At 72.5% G+C, this 13,965-nt stretch carries 13 protein-coding genes; 7 read left to right on the top strand and 6 right to left on the bottom strand.

Annotated elements, in window-relative coordinates; genetic code table 11:
- Positions 1 to 80: 80 nt before the first annotated feature.
- Positions 81 to 464, bottom strand: a complete 384-nt coding sequence (locus tag ACIO9J_RS24615; protein ID WP_402003348.1) for a DoxX family protein — start codon at positions 462 to 464, stop codon at positions 81 to 83.
- A gap of 201 nt (positions 465 to 665) precedes the next feature.
- Here ACIO9J_RS24615 and ACIO9J_RS24620 point away from each other — a divergent pair, with 201 nt between their 5' ends.
- From ACIO9J_RS24620 to ACIO9J_RS24630, 3 genes are all read left to right on the top strand, one after another.
- A complete protein-coding gene (locus tag ACIO9J_RS24620) occupies positions 666 to 1,589 on the top strand; it encodes an RNA polymerase sigma-70 factor (protein WP_402003351.1) in 924 nt (307 codons plus the stop codon).
- A 112-nt stretch (positions 1,590 to 1,701) separates the two neighbouring features.
- Positions 1,702 to 4,674, top strand: coding sequence for an AAA family ATPase (locus ACIO9J_RS24625; protein WP_402003354.1), 2,973 nt, complete (start codon positions 1,702 to 1,704; stop codon positions 4,672 to 4,674).
- Positions 4,675 to 4,702: 28 nt separating this feature from the next.
- Entirely contained in the window at positions 4,703 to 4,969 is a 267-nt protein-coding gene (locus ACIO9J_RS24630) for a hypothetical protein (protein ID WP_402003357.1), read from the top strand.
- Here ACIO9J_RS24630 and ACIO9J_RS24635 read toward each other — a convergent pair.
- Positions 4,912 to 5,919 (bottom strand): oxidoreductase, encoded by a 1,008-nt coding sequence (locus ACIO9J_RS24635; protein WP_402003360.1) that lies wholly within the window; start codon positions 5,917 to 5,919, stop codon positions 4,912 to 4,914. The genes ACIO9J_RS24630 and ACIO9J_RS24635 overlap by 58 nt on opposite strands.
- A gap of 197 nt (positions 5,920 to 6,116) precedes the next feature.
- On the opposite strand from ACIO9J_RS24635, the gene ACIO9J_RS24640 reads away from it, so the two are divergent.
- A complete protein-coding gene (locus ACIO9J_RS24640) occupies positions 6,117 to 6,674 on the top strand; it encodes a TetR/AcrR family transcriptional regulator (protein WP_402003362.1) in 558 nt (185 codons plus the stop codon).
- A gap of 27 nt (positions 6,675 to 6,701) precedes the next feature.
- Here ACIO9J_RS24640 and ACIO9J_RS24645 read toward each other — a convergent pair whose 3' ends face one another.
- Both ACIO9J_RS24645 and ACIO9J_RS24650 read right to left on the bottom strand, forming a co-directional pair.
- Positions 6,702 to 7,727 (bottom strand): HEAT repeat domain-containing protein, encoded by a 1,026-nt coding sequence (locus tag ACIO9J_RS24645; RefSeq protein ID WP_402003642.1) that lies wholly within the window; start codon positions 7,725 to 7,727, stop codon positions 6,702 to 6,704.
- Positions 7,728 to 7,764: 37 nt separating this feature from the next.
- Positions 7,765 to 8,418 (bottom strand): HEAT repeat domain-containing protein, encoded by a 654-nt coding sequence (locus ACIO9J_RS24650; protein ID WP_402003365.1) that lies wholly within the window; start codon positions 8,416 to 8,418, stop codon positions 7,765 to 7,767.
- A gap of 252 nt (positions 8,419 to 8,670) precedes the next feature.
- On the opposite strand from ACIO9J_RS24650, the gene ACIO9J_RS24655 reads away from it, so the two are divergent.
- Positions 8,671 to 9,867, top strand: a complete 1,197-nt coding sequence (locus ACIO9J_RS24655; protein ID WP_402003368.1) for a cation:proton antiporter — start codon at positions 8,671 to 8,673, stop codon at positions 9,865 to 9,867.
- A 32-nt stretch (positions 9,868 to 9,899) separates the two neighbouring features.
- On the opposite strand, the gene ACIO9J_RS24660 is transcribed toward ACIO9J_RS24655, so the two are convergent.
- Positions 9,900 to 10,379 (bottom strand): hypothetical protein, encoded by a 480-nt coding sequence (locus ACIO9J_RS24660; protein ID WP_402003371.1) that lies wholly within the window; start codon positions 10,377 to 10,379, stop codon positions 9,900 to 9,902.
- A 329-nt stretch (positions 10,380 to 10,708) separates the two neighbouring features.
- Here ACIO9J_RS24660 and ACIO9J_RS24665 point away from each other — a divergent pair, with 329 nt between their 5' ends.
- The gene (locus tag ACIO9J_RS24665; RefSeq protein ID WP_402003645.1) at positions 10,709 to 12,403 is read left to right on the top strand and encodes an amidohydrolase; all 1,695 of its coding nucleotides are present in this window, start codon (positions 10,709 to 10,711) and stop codon (positions 12,401 to 12,403) included.
- Between the two features lie 85 nt (positions 12,404 to 12,488).
- On the top strand, positions 12,489 to 13,298 hold the full coding sequence (locus tag ACIO9J_RS24670) for a LuxR C-terminal-related transcriptional regulator (protein ID WP_402003374.1): 810 nt from the start codon (positions 12,489 to 12,491) through the stop codon (positions 13,296 to 13,298).
- 30 nt (positions 13,299 to 13,328) lie between these two features.
- Here the strand turns inward: ACIO9J_RS24670 and ACIO9J_RS24675 are convergent, their stop codons facing one another.
- Positions 13,329 to 13,961, bottom strand: coding sequence for an RraA family protein (locus ACIO9J_RS24675; RefSeq protein WP_402003377.1), 633 nt, complete (start codon positions 13,959 to 13,961; stop codon positions 13,329 to 13,331).
- Between the last annotated feature and the right edge of the window lie 4 nt (positions 13,962 to 13,965).

Here is a 13,965-nt window from a genome sequence, read left to right on the forward strand (position 1 = left end):
CCGAGGTGGCGAAGCGGGCGGAACGGGTGGAGTCGGCGGGACGGATGGGACGGACGGAGTCGGCGGGACGAGTCGTCGGCTCAGCCGGTGAAGGGGGCGGGGCCGAAGCGGCCCCAGGCGACGAACGCGGCCAGTACCAGGTAGACGAGGTCCGCGGTGACCGTGGCGCGCTCGCCCCGGCGCAGGCGCATCGCGGCGGCGCAGGCGAACAGGACGACGAGTCCGGAGGCGGCGAGCGGCACCTGTACCGGGGCGATGTCGAGGGCCGCGGGCAGGATCAGACCGGCCGCGGCCAGCAGCTCGACGGCGCCGATGGCCTTGAGCGCACCGGGGCTGAACTCCCACACCCACTGCGCGGAAGCGCCCGCTGCCGCCAGCCTCTCGCGGCCCACGAACATCTTCGAGCTGCCCACGAGGCAGACCGCGGCCAGCATTCCGGCGGTGACCCACAGCGCGATGTTCATCATCAACTCCCAGATACGAGGTCTTCTGGACCCGAGACGAGGCAGTGGTGCGGCCAGTGACATCGCGGCGCCCGAATCGGGGGAGACGTGGATCACACCTGGGCGGGGTGTGGGCGCGAGCACTGTTTCCCTGGGAGCACCCCAGCTCAGAGCGGTAAATGCCATGATCCATAGAGATGTTCGAACACGGGGGAGCAAGAGATGGACGAGGCGACGGAGTTCGAGGAACTGAGACCGCTGCTGTTCTCGATCGCGTACCGGATGCTGGGCAGCGTCAGTGAGGCGGAGGACGCGGTGCAGGAGACCTGGCTGCGCTACGACGCCTCGTCCGCGCGGCCCGTGTCACTCAAGGCGTACCTGGCGACCACGGTGACCCGCATCTCGATCGACGTCCTGCGCTCCGCACGGGTGCGGCGTGAGGCGTACGTCGGGACGTGGCTGCCCGAGCCGCTGCTCGACGACCCGTACGAGGACCCGGCCCGCGCGGCGGAGCTCGCCGACTCGTTGTCGATGGCGGCGCTGCTGCTCCTGGAACGGCTCAGCCCGCTGGAGCGGTCGGTGTTCGTGCTGCGGGAGGTGTTCGACTTCGGGTTCGACGACGTCGCCACGGCCACCGGACGTTCCCAGGCGGCCTGCCGCCAACTGCTCGTCCGGGCCCGGCGTCACATGCACGAGGGACGGCCCCGGTTCGAGACGGACCGGGAAGAGCGCGACGAGCTGGCGCGTCGGTTCTTCGACGCGATGGCCCGAGGAGACATGGCGGGCCTCCAGAGCCTGCTGTCCGCCGACGTGCAGCTCGTCGGCGACGGCGGAGGCAAGGCGCCGCAGCTGGCCAGGGCCGTCGCCGGTGCCCAGAACGCCGCACGGCTGCTGGCCACCGTTCACCCGCTGATGGTGCGTATCGGCATCACCTGCACGCCGTGCCTGATCAACGGGCAGCCCGGAGCGGTCTTCCACGATCGGGATGGGAACGTCCTGCGCACCATGGCACTGGATGTGGTGGACGGGCAGGTCCGCACGGTCCACTCCGTCATCAACCCCGACAAGCTCACCCACCTCGGACCGGTGGCCGACGCCTGGGCCATCGACCGGGAAGTGCGCCGGGCGCGCCGCCCGTCCGCGTGACCCCGGCATCCCCGTACCGCCGCGAGATCACGCCGACCGGGATGACGTCCTAGCCTGGTCGCGAACACGCAAGGCGGCTCCGAGCGGCGGGCCACGAATCCGGGAGACCTCCGTGGACGAGGAGCAGGCGGGCGAACGCCGTACGGTCGCGGAGGGCGCAACGCGGCTCGTCGGCAGGGACGCGGAACTGGCACGCCTGTTCCGCACGGTGGACGCGGCGGGGTCGGCGGATCCCGTTCTGGTGCTGCTCGGTGACGTGGGCATCGGCAAGAGCGCGCTGCTGGAACGCGCGGTACGCCGGGCCGAGGCACGAGGCACACGTGTGCTGCGCGCCACGGGCAGCGAGTCGGAGTCACACCTCGCCTTCTCCGCCCTGCACCTGCTGCTGCGCCCGGTCGCGGACGAGACGGACTCCTTGCCGGAGAGGCAGCGCACGGCGCTGCACGCCGCGTTCGGGACCGGCCCGGCACCGTCGGAGCCGACAGCCATGCTCATCGGCATGGCCGTCCTGGACCTGCTCTCCGGCTTGGGGGAGCGAGGCCCCGTGCTTGTGGTCCTGGACGACGCGCAGTGGTTCGACCGGGCGTCCCTGGACGCGCTGTCCTTCGCCGTACGGCGGCTGGCGGATGAACCGTTCACGATGCTGCTGGCCGCGCGGACCGGCGACGGCGTGCCGGGCTTCGACCATCACGTGCCGACGCTGGCGGTGGGAGCGCTGGACGACGAAGCGGCTGGTCGGCTGTTGGACGAGCAGCCGCAGGGAGTACGTGTGTCGGGACCGCGACCGAAGTCCCAGTCCCAGTACCAGTCCTGGTCCCAGTCCCGGCCGCAGGCACCGCTGCCGTCCGGCCGGAAGCGGAAGGAGATCCTCGACCAGGCCGAGGGCAACCCGCTGGCACTGATCGAACTCACCCGAGCGGCCACAACCGGAGCACCGGTGTCGGTGTCGGCTCATGGGACCACGGCCCAGGAATCCGCAGGCCCAGGCCCAGCCCCAGGCCCGCTGCCTCTCACCGCCCACCTGGAACGCGTCTTCGCCGCCCGCCTGAACGACCTGCCGACTTCCACCGCACGCGCCCTGCTGCTCTTCGCCGCCATGGACACCGTCGATTCCGCGACCGCCGCTGTGGCCGCGCTGCCTGACGTCGAGGACGAGACCTGGCTGCCCGCCGAACGGGCCGGACTGATCCGCAAGAGCGGCCCAGACGCCCAGGGAGGCGGGAGCGGCCTGCGGTTCAGCCACCCCCTGGTCCGCTCCGCGGCCTACCACGCCGCCTCCCTCGACGCCCGTCGCGAGGCCCACGAGGCGCTCGCCGCACGGCTCGGCGACGAACCTGACCGGCGTGCCTGGCACCGGGCGGCCGCCGCCACGGGCCCCGACGCGGGAGTCGCCGCCGAGCTGGAGCAGACCGCCGAACGCGCGCGACGCCGTGGCGGTCACGCGGCGGCGGCGAGCGCCCTGCGCCGCGCGGCGGACCTCGCACCGGGGCGCGAGGAGGGCGCCCGGCTGCTCGTCGCGGCCACCGGGCAGGCGGTGCTCACCGGTGACCTCGCCTGGGCGGAGGAACTGGCCGCCGGGGTCCGCGCGCGGACCGACGACCCCGCGCTCCTGGCCGAGACCGCCGCGCACGTCGGCCGCCTGGCCACCCTCACCGTGCGGCATCACGTGGTCTTCTCCCGACTCGCCGACGCCGCAGCGGAGTTGACGACCGTGCAGCCCGTCACCGCACTGGACCTCCTGGCCGGCGCCGCCGTCACGGGCTTCTACTCCGGGCGGGACGACCAGCGACGTCGCGTCCGGGATCTCCTCGAAGAGCTCCCGCCGGACGCGTCACCGGCGTGGCTGCGCGCCTGGGTACGAACCGTCGCCGACCCCTTCGACGACAGAGCCGACCTGCTCTCCCTTGTCCCGCAGGTCGCCTCCGAAGCGCGAGGGCGACCCGACCGGCTCACCGCTTTCGCGGTCATGGCATGGCTTCTCGATGAGACGCCGCAGGCCGTCCGCGCCTTCGATGAGGCCTTCGACCGCTGGGGGACGCGCGGTCCGCTGCCGGACGGCCTGGGCGGCGCGGCCGCCTGGACCTATGTGGAACAAGGGCGGTGGGCGCGGGCCCAGGAAGCCTGCGCGCGCAGCGGCGCGCTCGGCTCCGCGACCGGGCTCGACCACACGGTGGCCTGCGCGGCAGCGGTCGAGGCCATGGTGCTCGCCCACCAGGGCGACACGGCGGCGGCCCGCGAACGGGCCACGACCGCGCTTGCCCTGATCGACCCCCTGGAGAGCCGCTCGGTGGCCGTCTACGCCCGCCGCGCCCTGGGTGCCGCGGCGCTCGCGGACGGCGCACACGACACGGCGTACGACCAACTCCGCAAGGTTTTCACGGCAGATGGCGCCCCCGTGCACTACCACGCCTCGTATCCCGCCCTCGCGGATCTCGCGGCGGCCGCGGTGCGCAGCGGCCACCGCGAGGAGGCCCTCACCATCGTGGAGCGCGCGGCCCGCACCCTCGCGGAGAACGCCTCGCCGAGACTGCGCGCGCTGATCGAGCGGGCCCGAGGCTTGCTGGCCGACGCGAAGAACGATGAGGACCCCAGGGCCCCCAACACCCCTCAAGGCTCAGGGGACGCCGAGTCGCACTTCCGCGCGGCGCTGGCCGATCCGGTCCTGGTCCACTGGCCCTTCGAGTACGCCCAGGTCCTGCTGGACCTCGCCGAGTGGTTGCGGCGGCGCCGGCGTATCGCGGAGGCGCGGGGACCGCTGGCCGAAGCCCTGGAGATCTTCCAACGGCTGGGCGCGCACCCATGGGCCGAGCGGGCCCGGACGGAAGCGCGCGCCGCGGGCCTCGGCGTCACGGGCACCGCCCCGGCCCCCGGCGCGCTCGCCGAACTCTCGCCCCAGCAGCGGCAGATCGTGGGACTCGCCGCCCGCGGGATGACCAACCGCGAGATCGGCGAGCGGCTGTTCCTGTCCCCTCGCACGGTCGGCTCCCACCTCTACCGCAGCTTCCCCAAGCTGGGCATCACCGCGCGTTCCCAACTGCGCGACCTCGTCGAAGGAGCCGTCACGGCCGCCGGTCACCAGGGCTGATGTCAGTGCCGGGTGCGATGCTCACCGTATGGACGAGCTGATACGGCGGCGCGTGTACGGCGCCGAACACGACGACCCGGACCCGGGCCCGCAGCCCGGCCATGCCTACCGCGAGCTGTCCGGCGGCCCACTCGACGGACTGCTCCTCGACGTGACCGGCTGGACCGCCGCGCAGCTCGACGAGGGCGCCCTCCTGGTCACGGAGATCGGCGCCTTCGGCCCCGGCGGCCGCGCGGACTACGGGCCGCGTCCGGGTTCGGACGTGATGTGGGACTGGAGGGGGGACACGCGCTGATCGGTGGGGAACGCGTACTGCACGCCGGTGAGTTGTTCGGAGAGTTGCCACAACCGCCGCGCTGTGACGGTGTCCTGGAGTGCGCGTTCCCGACTGCGCAGGGTGGGTTCGCCGCGGAGCTGGAAGGGGCCGTCGGGCACGACATAGCTTCCGCCGGGCAGGTGCGGGGTGGTCGCGGCGTGCAGGGAGGTTTTGGCGCCCTCGGGTGTGGGGCGGAAGGCGACGCGGAGGAGGAGACGGGTGAGGGCTGCGTATGTGCGTCCTCTGGCCAGGTTGGCGCCGCCGGTGAGTACGTTGGAGCGGGTGAGTCCGGGGGCGACGGCCATGCTGCGGAGCGTCAGTCCGGCAGCGTCGGCCCTGCGCTGGAGTTCCATCGCGAAGTAGAGATTGGCGCGCTTGGACTGTACGTAGGCGACCGCGGTGCGGTAGCGGCGTTCCGCGTTGAGATTGGTCACGTCGAAGGGGGCGAAGCGCTGGCCCTCGCTGCTCACGGTGACCACGCGCGGGTCGGCGGCCGCCAGCAGGCGGGGCAGGAGGAGGCCAGTGAGCGCGAACGTGCCGAGGTGGTTGATGCCGAACTGCGACTCGAAGCCATCGGCGGTCCTGGCGAACGGCACCATGGCCACGCCCGCGTTGTTGACCAGGAGATCGAGCCGGTCGTGACTCCACTCCTCCGCGAAACCACGGATGGACGCCAGGTCGGCGAGGTCGAGCAGACGTAGTTCGGCGCGGGCGCCCGGCACTTCGGCGCGCAGTCGTTCCACCGCGTCGCGGCCGCGTTCACGGCTGCGGCAGGCGAGTACGACTTGGGCGCCGTGGCGGGCGAGTTCGCGGGCGGTGACGTACCCGATGCCGCTGTTGGCACCGGTGACGATGGCTAAGCGCCCCGACTGGTCGGCAATGGGGTCAGGGGAGGGGCGGGCTGTGGTCGCCCGGGGGCCGCGGGGCATGGGACCTCGTTCCTTGCGTCAGGAGTGTGCCTACGGCCCGAACACCCATGGCCGCATTGCAACTTAGGGTTGCGATAATCTCGATCCTGTCGCATGCGCCGCCAATAAAGCAACTGGGAGTTGCAATGAGTTCCGCAGAATCGCCTTCGAAGGGATCGCCTTCGAAACGAGCTCCCGCTGTCGGGCGGGGCAGCAAGATGCGCACCGCCGTCCTTGCGGCGGCCGTCACCGAACTCGCGACGACCGGGTACGCGGCGCTGACCGTCGAAGGCGTCGCCCAACGAGCCGGCGTGCACAAGACGACGATCTATCGGAACTGGAAGGACTCCGACAGCCTCGTATCCGACGCGCTGGCGGGCCACTTCGACTCCGACATCCCGATCCCCGACACCGGCTCGGTGGACGACGACCTGCGCGCGCTGGCCCGCTCGCTCGTCGCCACCCTCACCACGCAGGCGGGGCGGGCCCTGATCACCACGGTCCTCGCCGACGCCGTGGGCCACCCTCGTCTCGCCGAGCTCAAGCAGGCGGTGTTCGACGACCGTTTCCGGCGGGCGGAACCGGTCGTGACCCGAGCGGTCGAGCGGGGTGAACTCCCCCCGGACACCGACCCGTCCGAATTCCTGAAGGCGCTGGCCGCGCCGGTCTTCTTCCGGCTCGTGCTCACCGGTGAACCGGTGGATGAGACGACCGCGGATCGGGCGGCCCAGGTCGCCCTGGCCGCCGCGCGGGCAGGTGTGCTTTCGGCGGCGTGACCGAGGCCGAAGTTGCCTCTCCTGCGCCTACTGCGCTCCGCGAAGCCTGAGGGCGTACGTCGCTGTGAGCGCGATGGCCTGGTCCTCGTCGTCCGTCAGGTCGGTGAGCGCTTGTGTGGCCGTCGGGCCGGGGATGTCGGCGAGGGCCTGGGCGAGGCGGCGGCGTGCGGGGGTGTCGGTGGGGTCGTGGCTGAGGTGGGTGATCAGGTGGGTGGCGATCTGTTCGGCCAGGACGGGGTCGTCGGCCAGGGCGCTGAGGGCGTCGGCGGCGTCGACGTCGTTGGCCGCGTTCACGATCATTTCGAGGAGGGTGGGGACGGTCTCCGGGGCACGGCGCGTGCCGAGGGCCAGTGCGGCACGTCGGCGTACTTCGATGTCGGAGTGCGTGAGGGCGTCCCGCAGCAGAGTGTTCGAGGCGTCCGCGGCGTCCTCGTCGTCGCCGTCCAGGATTTCGGCGATGCTCTGGACCGCGCGTTCGCGCACCTCGCTGCTAGGCGAGTGAAGGCCTTTCGCCAGGGTCGGCAGGGCGCTGGTGCCGGTCTGGGCCAGGGCCCAGCGCAGTGCTCCGGCGACGTTCGTGTCCGACTCGTCGAGGACCGCCTCGGCGAGTGCCTCCGCGGGCAGGGGGCCCGCGTGGGCCGAGGACAGCGCGGCGCCTTGGCGTTTGCCGGGGTTCTGCGACCCAAGCGCGCTCAGGAGCGCGACGGTTTGCAGGACGTCCTGCCAGTCGTCGGGTTCGGCCGCGCTGATCCGGCGCAGCCGCGTGAGGAGCGCGGTCTCCGCCGCGATGCGTTCCTGGGTCTGCCGGACGAGGTCCTCGACGAGCCGCGCAGGCGTGAAGGCGGGGTCGTCGAGGGCGGCGGCCACCTCGCGCAGGGAGAGACCGAGGGAGCGCAGGCTCTCGACGTGGAAGATCCGTCGGATGTCCTGGTCGGAGTAGGTGCGGTAGCCGCCCCTCGTACGGCCCGTGGGCCGTACGAGGCCGAGCGTGTCGTAGTGGCGGAGCATGCGGGCGCTGACCCCCGAGTGCCGTGCCACCTCGCCGATCCGCATGGTCGTTCCCGCCTCTCCCTCGCCCGTCATCCGCCTGTCACTCCTCCTGGCCGCCGGTGCCGAGAGCCATGATCCGCTTCGCCTCCTCGACGGCGAACCCGAATCCGGCGTCCGGGTCGGACAACAGCCGTTCGGTCGCCAGGGCGTGCTGTCGTACGGCGGGGTCGGTGGCTGTCGTCGCGGCGCGCAGGGGCGGCAGGACCGCTGTCTCGCCGAGTGCGATCAGCGCCCGGCTCAGGCTCAGCTGCGTCATGCGCTCGCCGCGCCCGAGCTGGCTCGCCAGCACATCGGCCAGCGCCGACTCCTCTCCCTCGGGCACGAGCACGACCGCCGCGCGCCACGCGCTGCGTGCCACCTCGTCGTCCGGATCGGTCAGGTGGTCCCGGGTGAGGGCGGGCCAGGCCTGCGGGTCCCCGATCTTGGACAGGGTGTGCAGCGTCTGGCTGCGCGCCTGCGCGAGCGGTGAGCGCAGCTCGTCGACGAGCCGGGGGACCACCGTTGCGGGGGAGTGGCGGGTGAGTGCCCAGGTCAGCATCTCGCGTACGAAGAATTCGGGCTCGACCGCGCTTCGCTCGACGAGGGTGCCGATGAACCGGGGGTCGGGCCTGGTACCGAGGGCGAGTGCTGCCTGCATCCGCGCCGACGAGTTGGTGCTCTCCAGCTTCTGGAGAGCGAGGTCGTTGTTCAGCATGGCGATGGGGCCACCTCCTTGGCCACAGTGAAGACCTTGTCACGGTGTCAAGGTCAAGCGCAGCCCGCAGCCCGCAGCCCGCAGCCCGCAGCCGCAGCCCGCGGCCCGCACCCCGCGAGCGGGCCGATCGGGTCGAGCGGGTGTATCCAGTGCCCCCGGACGTGGCGCTCCCGGAGAACGGGCGGGCGAGCACGGAGACTGGGCCCCGCTCGGCCCTTCCGGGCTCCCTCACGTCGTCCGCTGCGAGTCTCCGTGCCTGCTTTCGCTGTCGTGCTGTCGCTGCTGTTCGCCTGGGCCCTGGTCTCCGACCGGATGGCCCGCTGGAGCATCACCGCGCCGATCGCCTTCGTCGTCGCCGGTGTCGTCCTGACGCGCGGCACGGACCCCGCCGTACCGATCAACCTGGAGGCGCACAGCTTCGAGGTGGCCGTCGAAGTGGTGCTCGCCGTGCTGCTGTTCATGGACGCCACCGAGGCCCGGGACTACGAACGGCTGGGCAAGTCGGTCGGCGAGGGCAGGCTGTTGGGGCTGGCGCTGCCGGCCTCGTTCGCCCTGGCCACCCTCCTCGGCGCGCTCGTCCTGCCCGGCACCGGCTGGTGGCTGCTCGCGGTGTGCGCGCTGGTCGTCATGCCCGTGGACCTCGCGCCGATCGCCGGTTTCCTGCGCGACGCCCGGGTCCCGTTGCGGGTGCGGGCCGCGCTGAACATCGAGGGCGGCTTCAACGACGGACTCGTCTCCCCCCTCTTCCTGTTCTGTGTCGCGAACCTGGCGACCGCGCACGGCAGCACCGTCGGCGAGTTGCTGTGGAGCGTGGTCAAGGGCTCGCTGCTCGCCGTCGTCGTGGGCAGCGCGCTGGGCGGCGGGGCCGCGTGGGCGGTGTGGCGCGCCCACGAGAGCGGCTGGGCCCGTGCCAACGGGCTGCGTACGGCGAGTCTGGCGCTGCCGTTCCTCGCCTACGCGTGCGCGAACCTCGTCGACGGCAACGGGTTCGTCGCGGCGTTCGTCGCCGGTCTCTGGTACGCCACGACCGCGCATGCCGTCGCGGGCGACAGCCTGGGCCTGGTCCACGAGGTCGGCGAGCTGATGGCACTGGCCGTCTGGTTCCTGCTGGGCAAGATGGCGGCCGATGTCTTCGCCGACGGGATCTCGTTCCGCATCGTCCTGTACGGGCTGCTCGCCCTGACCGTGGCCCGTTTCGTACCCGTGGTGCTCTCGCTGGCCGGTACGGACTTCAGCCGGGCCGAACGCGCGGCGATCGGCTGGCTCGGTTCACGCGGCGTCACGTCGATCGTCTTCGCCATGCTCGCGTACGTCCGGCTGCCGCAGTCCGACGCGGACTTCGTCATCGACGTCATGTGCGCGACCGTCCTCCTGAGCGTCGTCCTGCACGGGGTCACCCAGCAGCGCATCGCCCGCTGGTTCGCACGGACGCGGCAGACGGCCGACTGACGTACCGTGCGCACGGCAGGTGCGGCGTGCGGTCAGGCGTCCTTCCACGCCTTGCGGACCCGCGCGGCGAAGTCCTTCGCCTCCTCGCGTCCGGCCACCGTGCCGTACCGGGCCGCGAGTTCGTCGACCGGGCCCTCTTCCTCCTCCTTGAGGTCCAGGACGAGCAGGCTCGTGCCGTCCTGGACGCCGGAGCTGAGCACGATCATCGCGGCGTACTCCTCGCCCTCGCGCTGGACCTCCAGCGCGTTGCCGAACGCGGCGCCCGCCGTCGCGCCGAGCAGGGCGCCCAGCGGGCCGGTGACCAGCCCGAGGAGACCGCCCGCGGCACCTGCCCCCACCGTGGCCTCGCCCGCCTCCGCGTCGTGGCCGAGCGGCACGTCCAGGGTGCCGTCGGCCGCGCGCTCCAGGACCGCGACCTGTCGTACGCCGGGCAGCGGCAGGGCATCGGCATAGGCGACCCGGCACGTGCGCGGGTCGGTGAAGGGGAGGGTGACGACTCGGTGGACAGCCATGCGCGGCGACCCTTCTGCTGATGACGCTCGGCGATGGCATTGACGCTAGGTGACGGTTCTCGCGACCGCCACTTGCACCGGCACCGGCCCCAGCGGTGGGCCGTCGCTGCGGACGCGTATCGGTGGAATGACCGATGTGCGGAGGACGGGGGCGCGGCCATAGTCCAGGGAGATCGTTCGCGGGCGGCCGGCACGGGCCCGCTTGGTGGAAGGAAACTCTGGTGGACTCGGTGGACTCGGTGGACTCGGTGGACTCGGTGGGCGCGACGGGCTCGGCGGAATCGGGGGATTCGGTGCGCGCGGCGGGCGCGGCCGGAACCCCTGCGGACATGGTGTTCGTGGGCGGGCAGGTGGTCACGGTCGACGCGGAGTTCTCCGTGGCGTCGGCCCTCGCGGTGACCGGCGGAATCATCAGCGCCGTCGGCGGACGCGAGGACGTCGCGCCGCTCATCGGACCGGCGACCCGCCTCATCGACCTGCGCGGGGCGACGCTGCTCCCCGGGATCAACGACTCCCATCTGCACGGCTGTGCGTTCGGCATGGCGACGCCCCCGCTCTCCGTGGACCTCAGCCACCCGACGGTGTCCAGCATCACGGACGCGGCAGAAGCGGTACGGGTGGCTGTGGGCAGGGCGCCGGAAGGGCAGTGGATAACGGGGCACGGCTGGGACACCGGCTACCTCGCCGAGTGCGTCGCCGATCCCGCCCGGCAGCCCGCGCGGCACGACCTCGACGCGGTCAGCCCCGATCACCCCGTCGTCCTCTACTCCTTCTCCGGGCACGCCACCTGGGTCAACTCCAAGGCGCTGGAGCTGATCGGCGTCGACAGGGACACGCCCGCGCCGCCCGGCGGGGCCATCGTCGTGGACGGGGCGGGGGAGCCGACAGGACTGCTCCACGAAGGGGCCCAGGCCCTGGTGCAGAACGCGCTGCCGCCGCTCAGCGTCCAGGAGCGCACCGAAGCGGTCCGCTCGGCCCTGGCCGAGTTCGCGCGCCTCGGCATCACCAGCTACACCGAGCCGGGGCTCGGCCCCGGCGGCGACGGCATCATGCGGGGCGCGCTCGGCGCGCGGACCCTCGAGGTCTACCGGCGCCTGCTGGCCGACGGCGAACTGACCGCCCGCCTCGGCGTACTGCTGCTGCCCACCGGAATGGCCAGCACCGCCGAGGAGTTCGCCGAAGCCCTCGCCGCACTGGCCGCCCCGGGCGACGGCGAGGACGCCGACCCGCGCCGTCTGGCGATCCACGGGGTGAAGATCTTCGCGGACGGCATCGTGCCCAACAAGACGTCCTGGATGCACGAGCCGTACGTCGGCGGCGGCTGCGGCTCCCTGTGCGTGGGCGGGGAGAGCGACGACGAGCGGACCGCCGAGATCGACGCGATCATCCGCCACGCCCATGCCGCCGGGTACCAGCTGGGGGTCCACGTCACCGGCGACCGCGCCTGCGACACCGTCACGGACGCCTTCGCCGCGGCCCTGACCGAGCGCCCGCGTCCCGACGCCCGCCACTACGTCATCCACGGCGACTTCCTCACCGCGCACAGCATGAAGGTCCTGGCCGAGCACGACCTCGGCGTCAACATGAACCCCACCATCAAGTGGACCGTCGCGGACATGGAGGAGGAGTTCGTCGGCGCCCACCGCGCCGCCTACGCCTGGCCCTACCGCGACGCCCTGGACGCCGGAGTGCACGTGGCGAGCGGTTCCGACGCCCCGGTCACCCACCCCGACTGGCGCCAAGGGGTGGCCACGATGGTCCTGCGCGAGTCCAAGGCGGCGGGCCGTGTCAGCGGCCCCGAGCAGCGCATCACCCTGGCCGAGGCGATCCGCACCTACACCATCGACGCGGCCTGGCAGGACTTCGCCGAGGACTGGAAGGGCTCACTGGAGCCCGGCAAGGTCGCCGACCTGTGCGTACTGGAGGGGGACCTGCTCACCGCAGACCCCCACGACATCCCCGCCATGCCCGTCCTGCTGACGGTCCTCGACGGGCAGGTCGTGCACGACACCCTCCGGGATTGACGGGATTGACGGGATTGACGGGATTGACGGGGTCGACGGAATCGACGGGATTGACGCCACCCCTGGTCATGATCATCCTGAGGGCATGACAGCGCGGCGGAGCACGGCAGACATCCTGGACGCGGCCGTCCACGTACGGGACGCCGCCCGCAGCGCCACCCGGGGCACGGGCGGCCTGGACACCGTTCTCGCGGCGCTGTCGCAGGTGATGGAGTACGACCACGCGTCCCTGAGCCGTTGGGATCCGCTGCGCCGCCGCCACACCACCCTGGCCGGGAGCTACCCGGACGAGGCCACCGCCTACATCGAGACCAGCCTGCACGACGACCCGATGTTCGCGGTGCTGCGCAGCCCGGCCCGGGGCGGTCTCTGGCTCAGGGACGTCCCCGCCCACCTCCTCGCCGCGTCCCCGGGGTTCCGGGACGTGCTGTCCCCGCTGGGCATCGAGGACGGCGTGGCCCAGTGCCTGTTCGCCGCCGACGGCCGCTACGTCGGCATGCTGAACGTCAGCACGCGCCGGGTCCGGCACACACCGGATCCGGCGCGCGCCGTGGTCGCCCTGCTCACCGAGACGCTGGCCCAGGCCGTCGCCCCTCACCCGGGGCCGCCACCCTCGGACGAGAGCGCCGCGGTGGGACCGGCAGGTCCGGGGCCTGTCGATGCGCGGCGGACACGGGCGAGGGAGCGGCGGCCCGGCGGGCTCTCGCCGCGCGAGCTCCAGGTCCTGGGCGAACTGATCACCGGCCGCACCAACCGGGAGATCGCCCAGCGCCTGTACATCACGCCGCGCACCGTGGGCACCCACATCGAGCACATCCTGGCCAAGCTCGACCTGCCCAACCGCGCGGCCGCCGCCGCGCGGGCCGCGGCCTGGGGCATCGAACCCGCCTCCTGAGCCCCGCGCCCCGCGCCGCCGCCGGATCCGTCAGCCGGTGAACCCCTGCTCCAGCAACGCCTTCTCGACACGGGCCCGGTGCTGCTCCTCCCAGTCGTCCAGGGACTGGGTCTCCTCCTCCGCGAGCTTGGCACGGGCGGCCGCAAGCACCTCGTCCCGGCGGGCTGCGGGAGTGACCACGACGCCCTCCTCGTCGGCCACCACGACGTCCCCGGAGTGGACGAGTACACCGCCGCAGCGCACGGGTTCGCCGAGCGTCCCGATGGCCTTCTTCGTGCCCGGGACCGGGATGACGCCGCGGGCGAAGACGGGAAAGCCCGCTTCCCGTACCTCGCCCAGATCCCGGATGACGCCGTCGGCCACGAAGGCCGCGACACCGCGGCGCTGGGCGATGGCGCACACGTTGCCGCCGGCCAGCGCGTAGTCCACGTCGCCCGACTCGACGACGATCACCGAGCCGGGGGCGGCGCGGTAGATCGCCGCGTGCAGCATGAGGTTGTCGCCGGGCGGGCACCGCACGGTGAAGGCAGGACCCGCGACGCGGGGCACCGGCTGCCACAGCGGGAGCACACCGATGTCCATGACCTGGGCTCGTCCCAGCAGGTCGGCGAGCGTGGTCGAGGGAATCTCGGCGAACTCGTCGGCCGCGTTGCGCATGCTCATCTCG

The organism is Streptomyces sp. NPDC087300 (genome assembly GCF_044744425.1).
Lineage (GTDB): Bacteria > Actinomycetota > Actinomycetes > Streptomycetales > Streptomycetaceae > Streptomyces.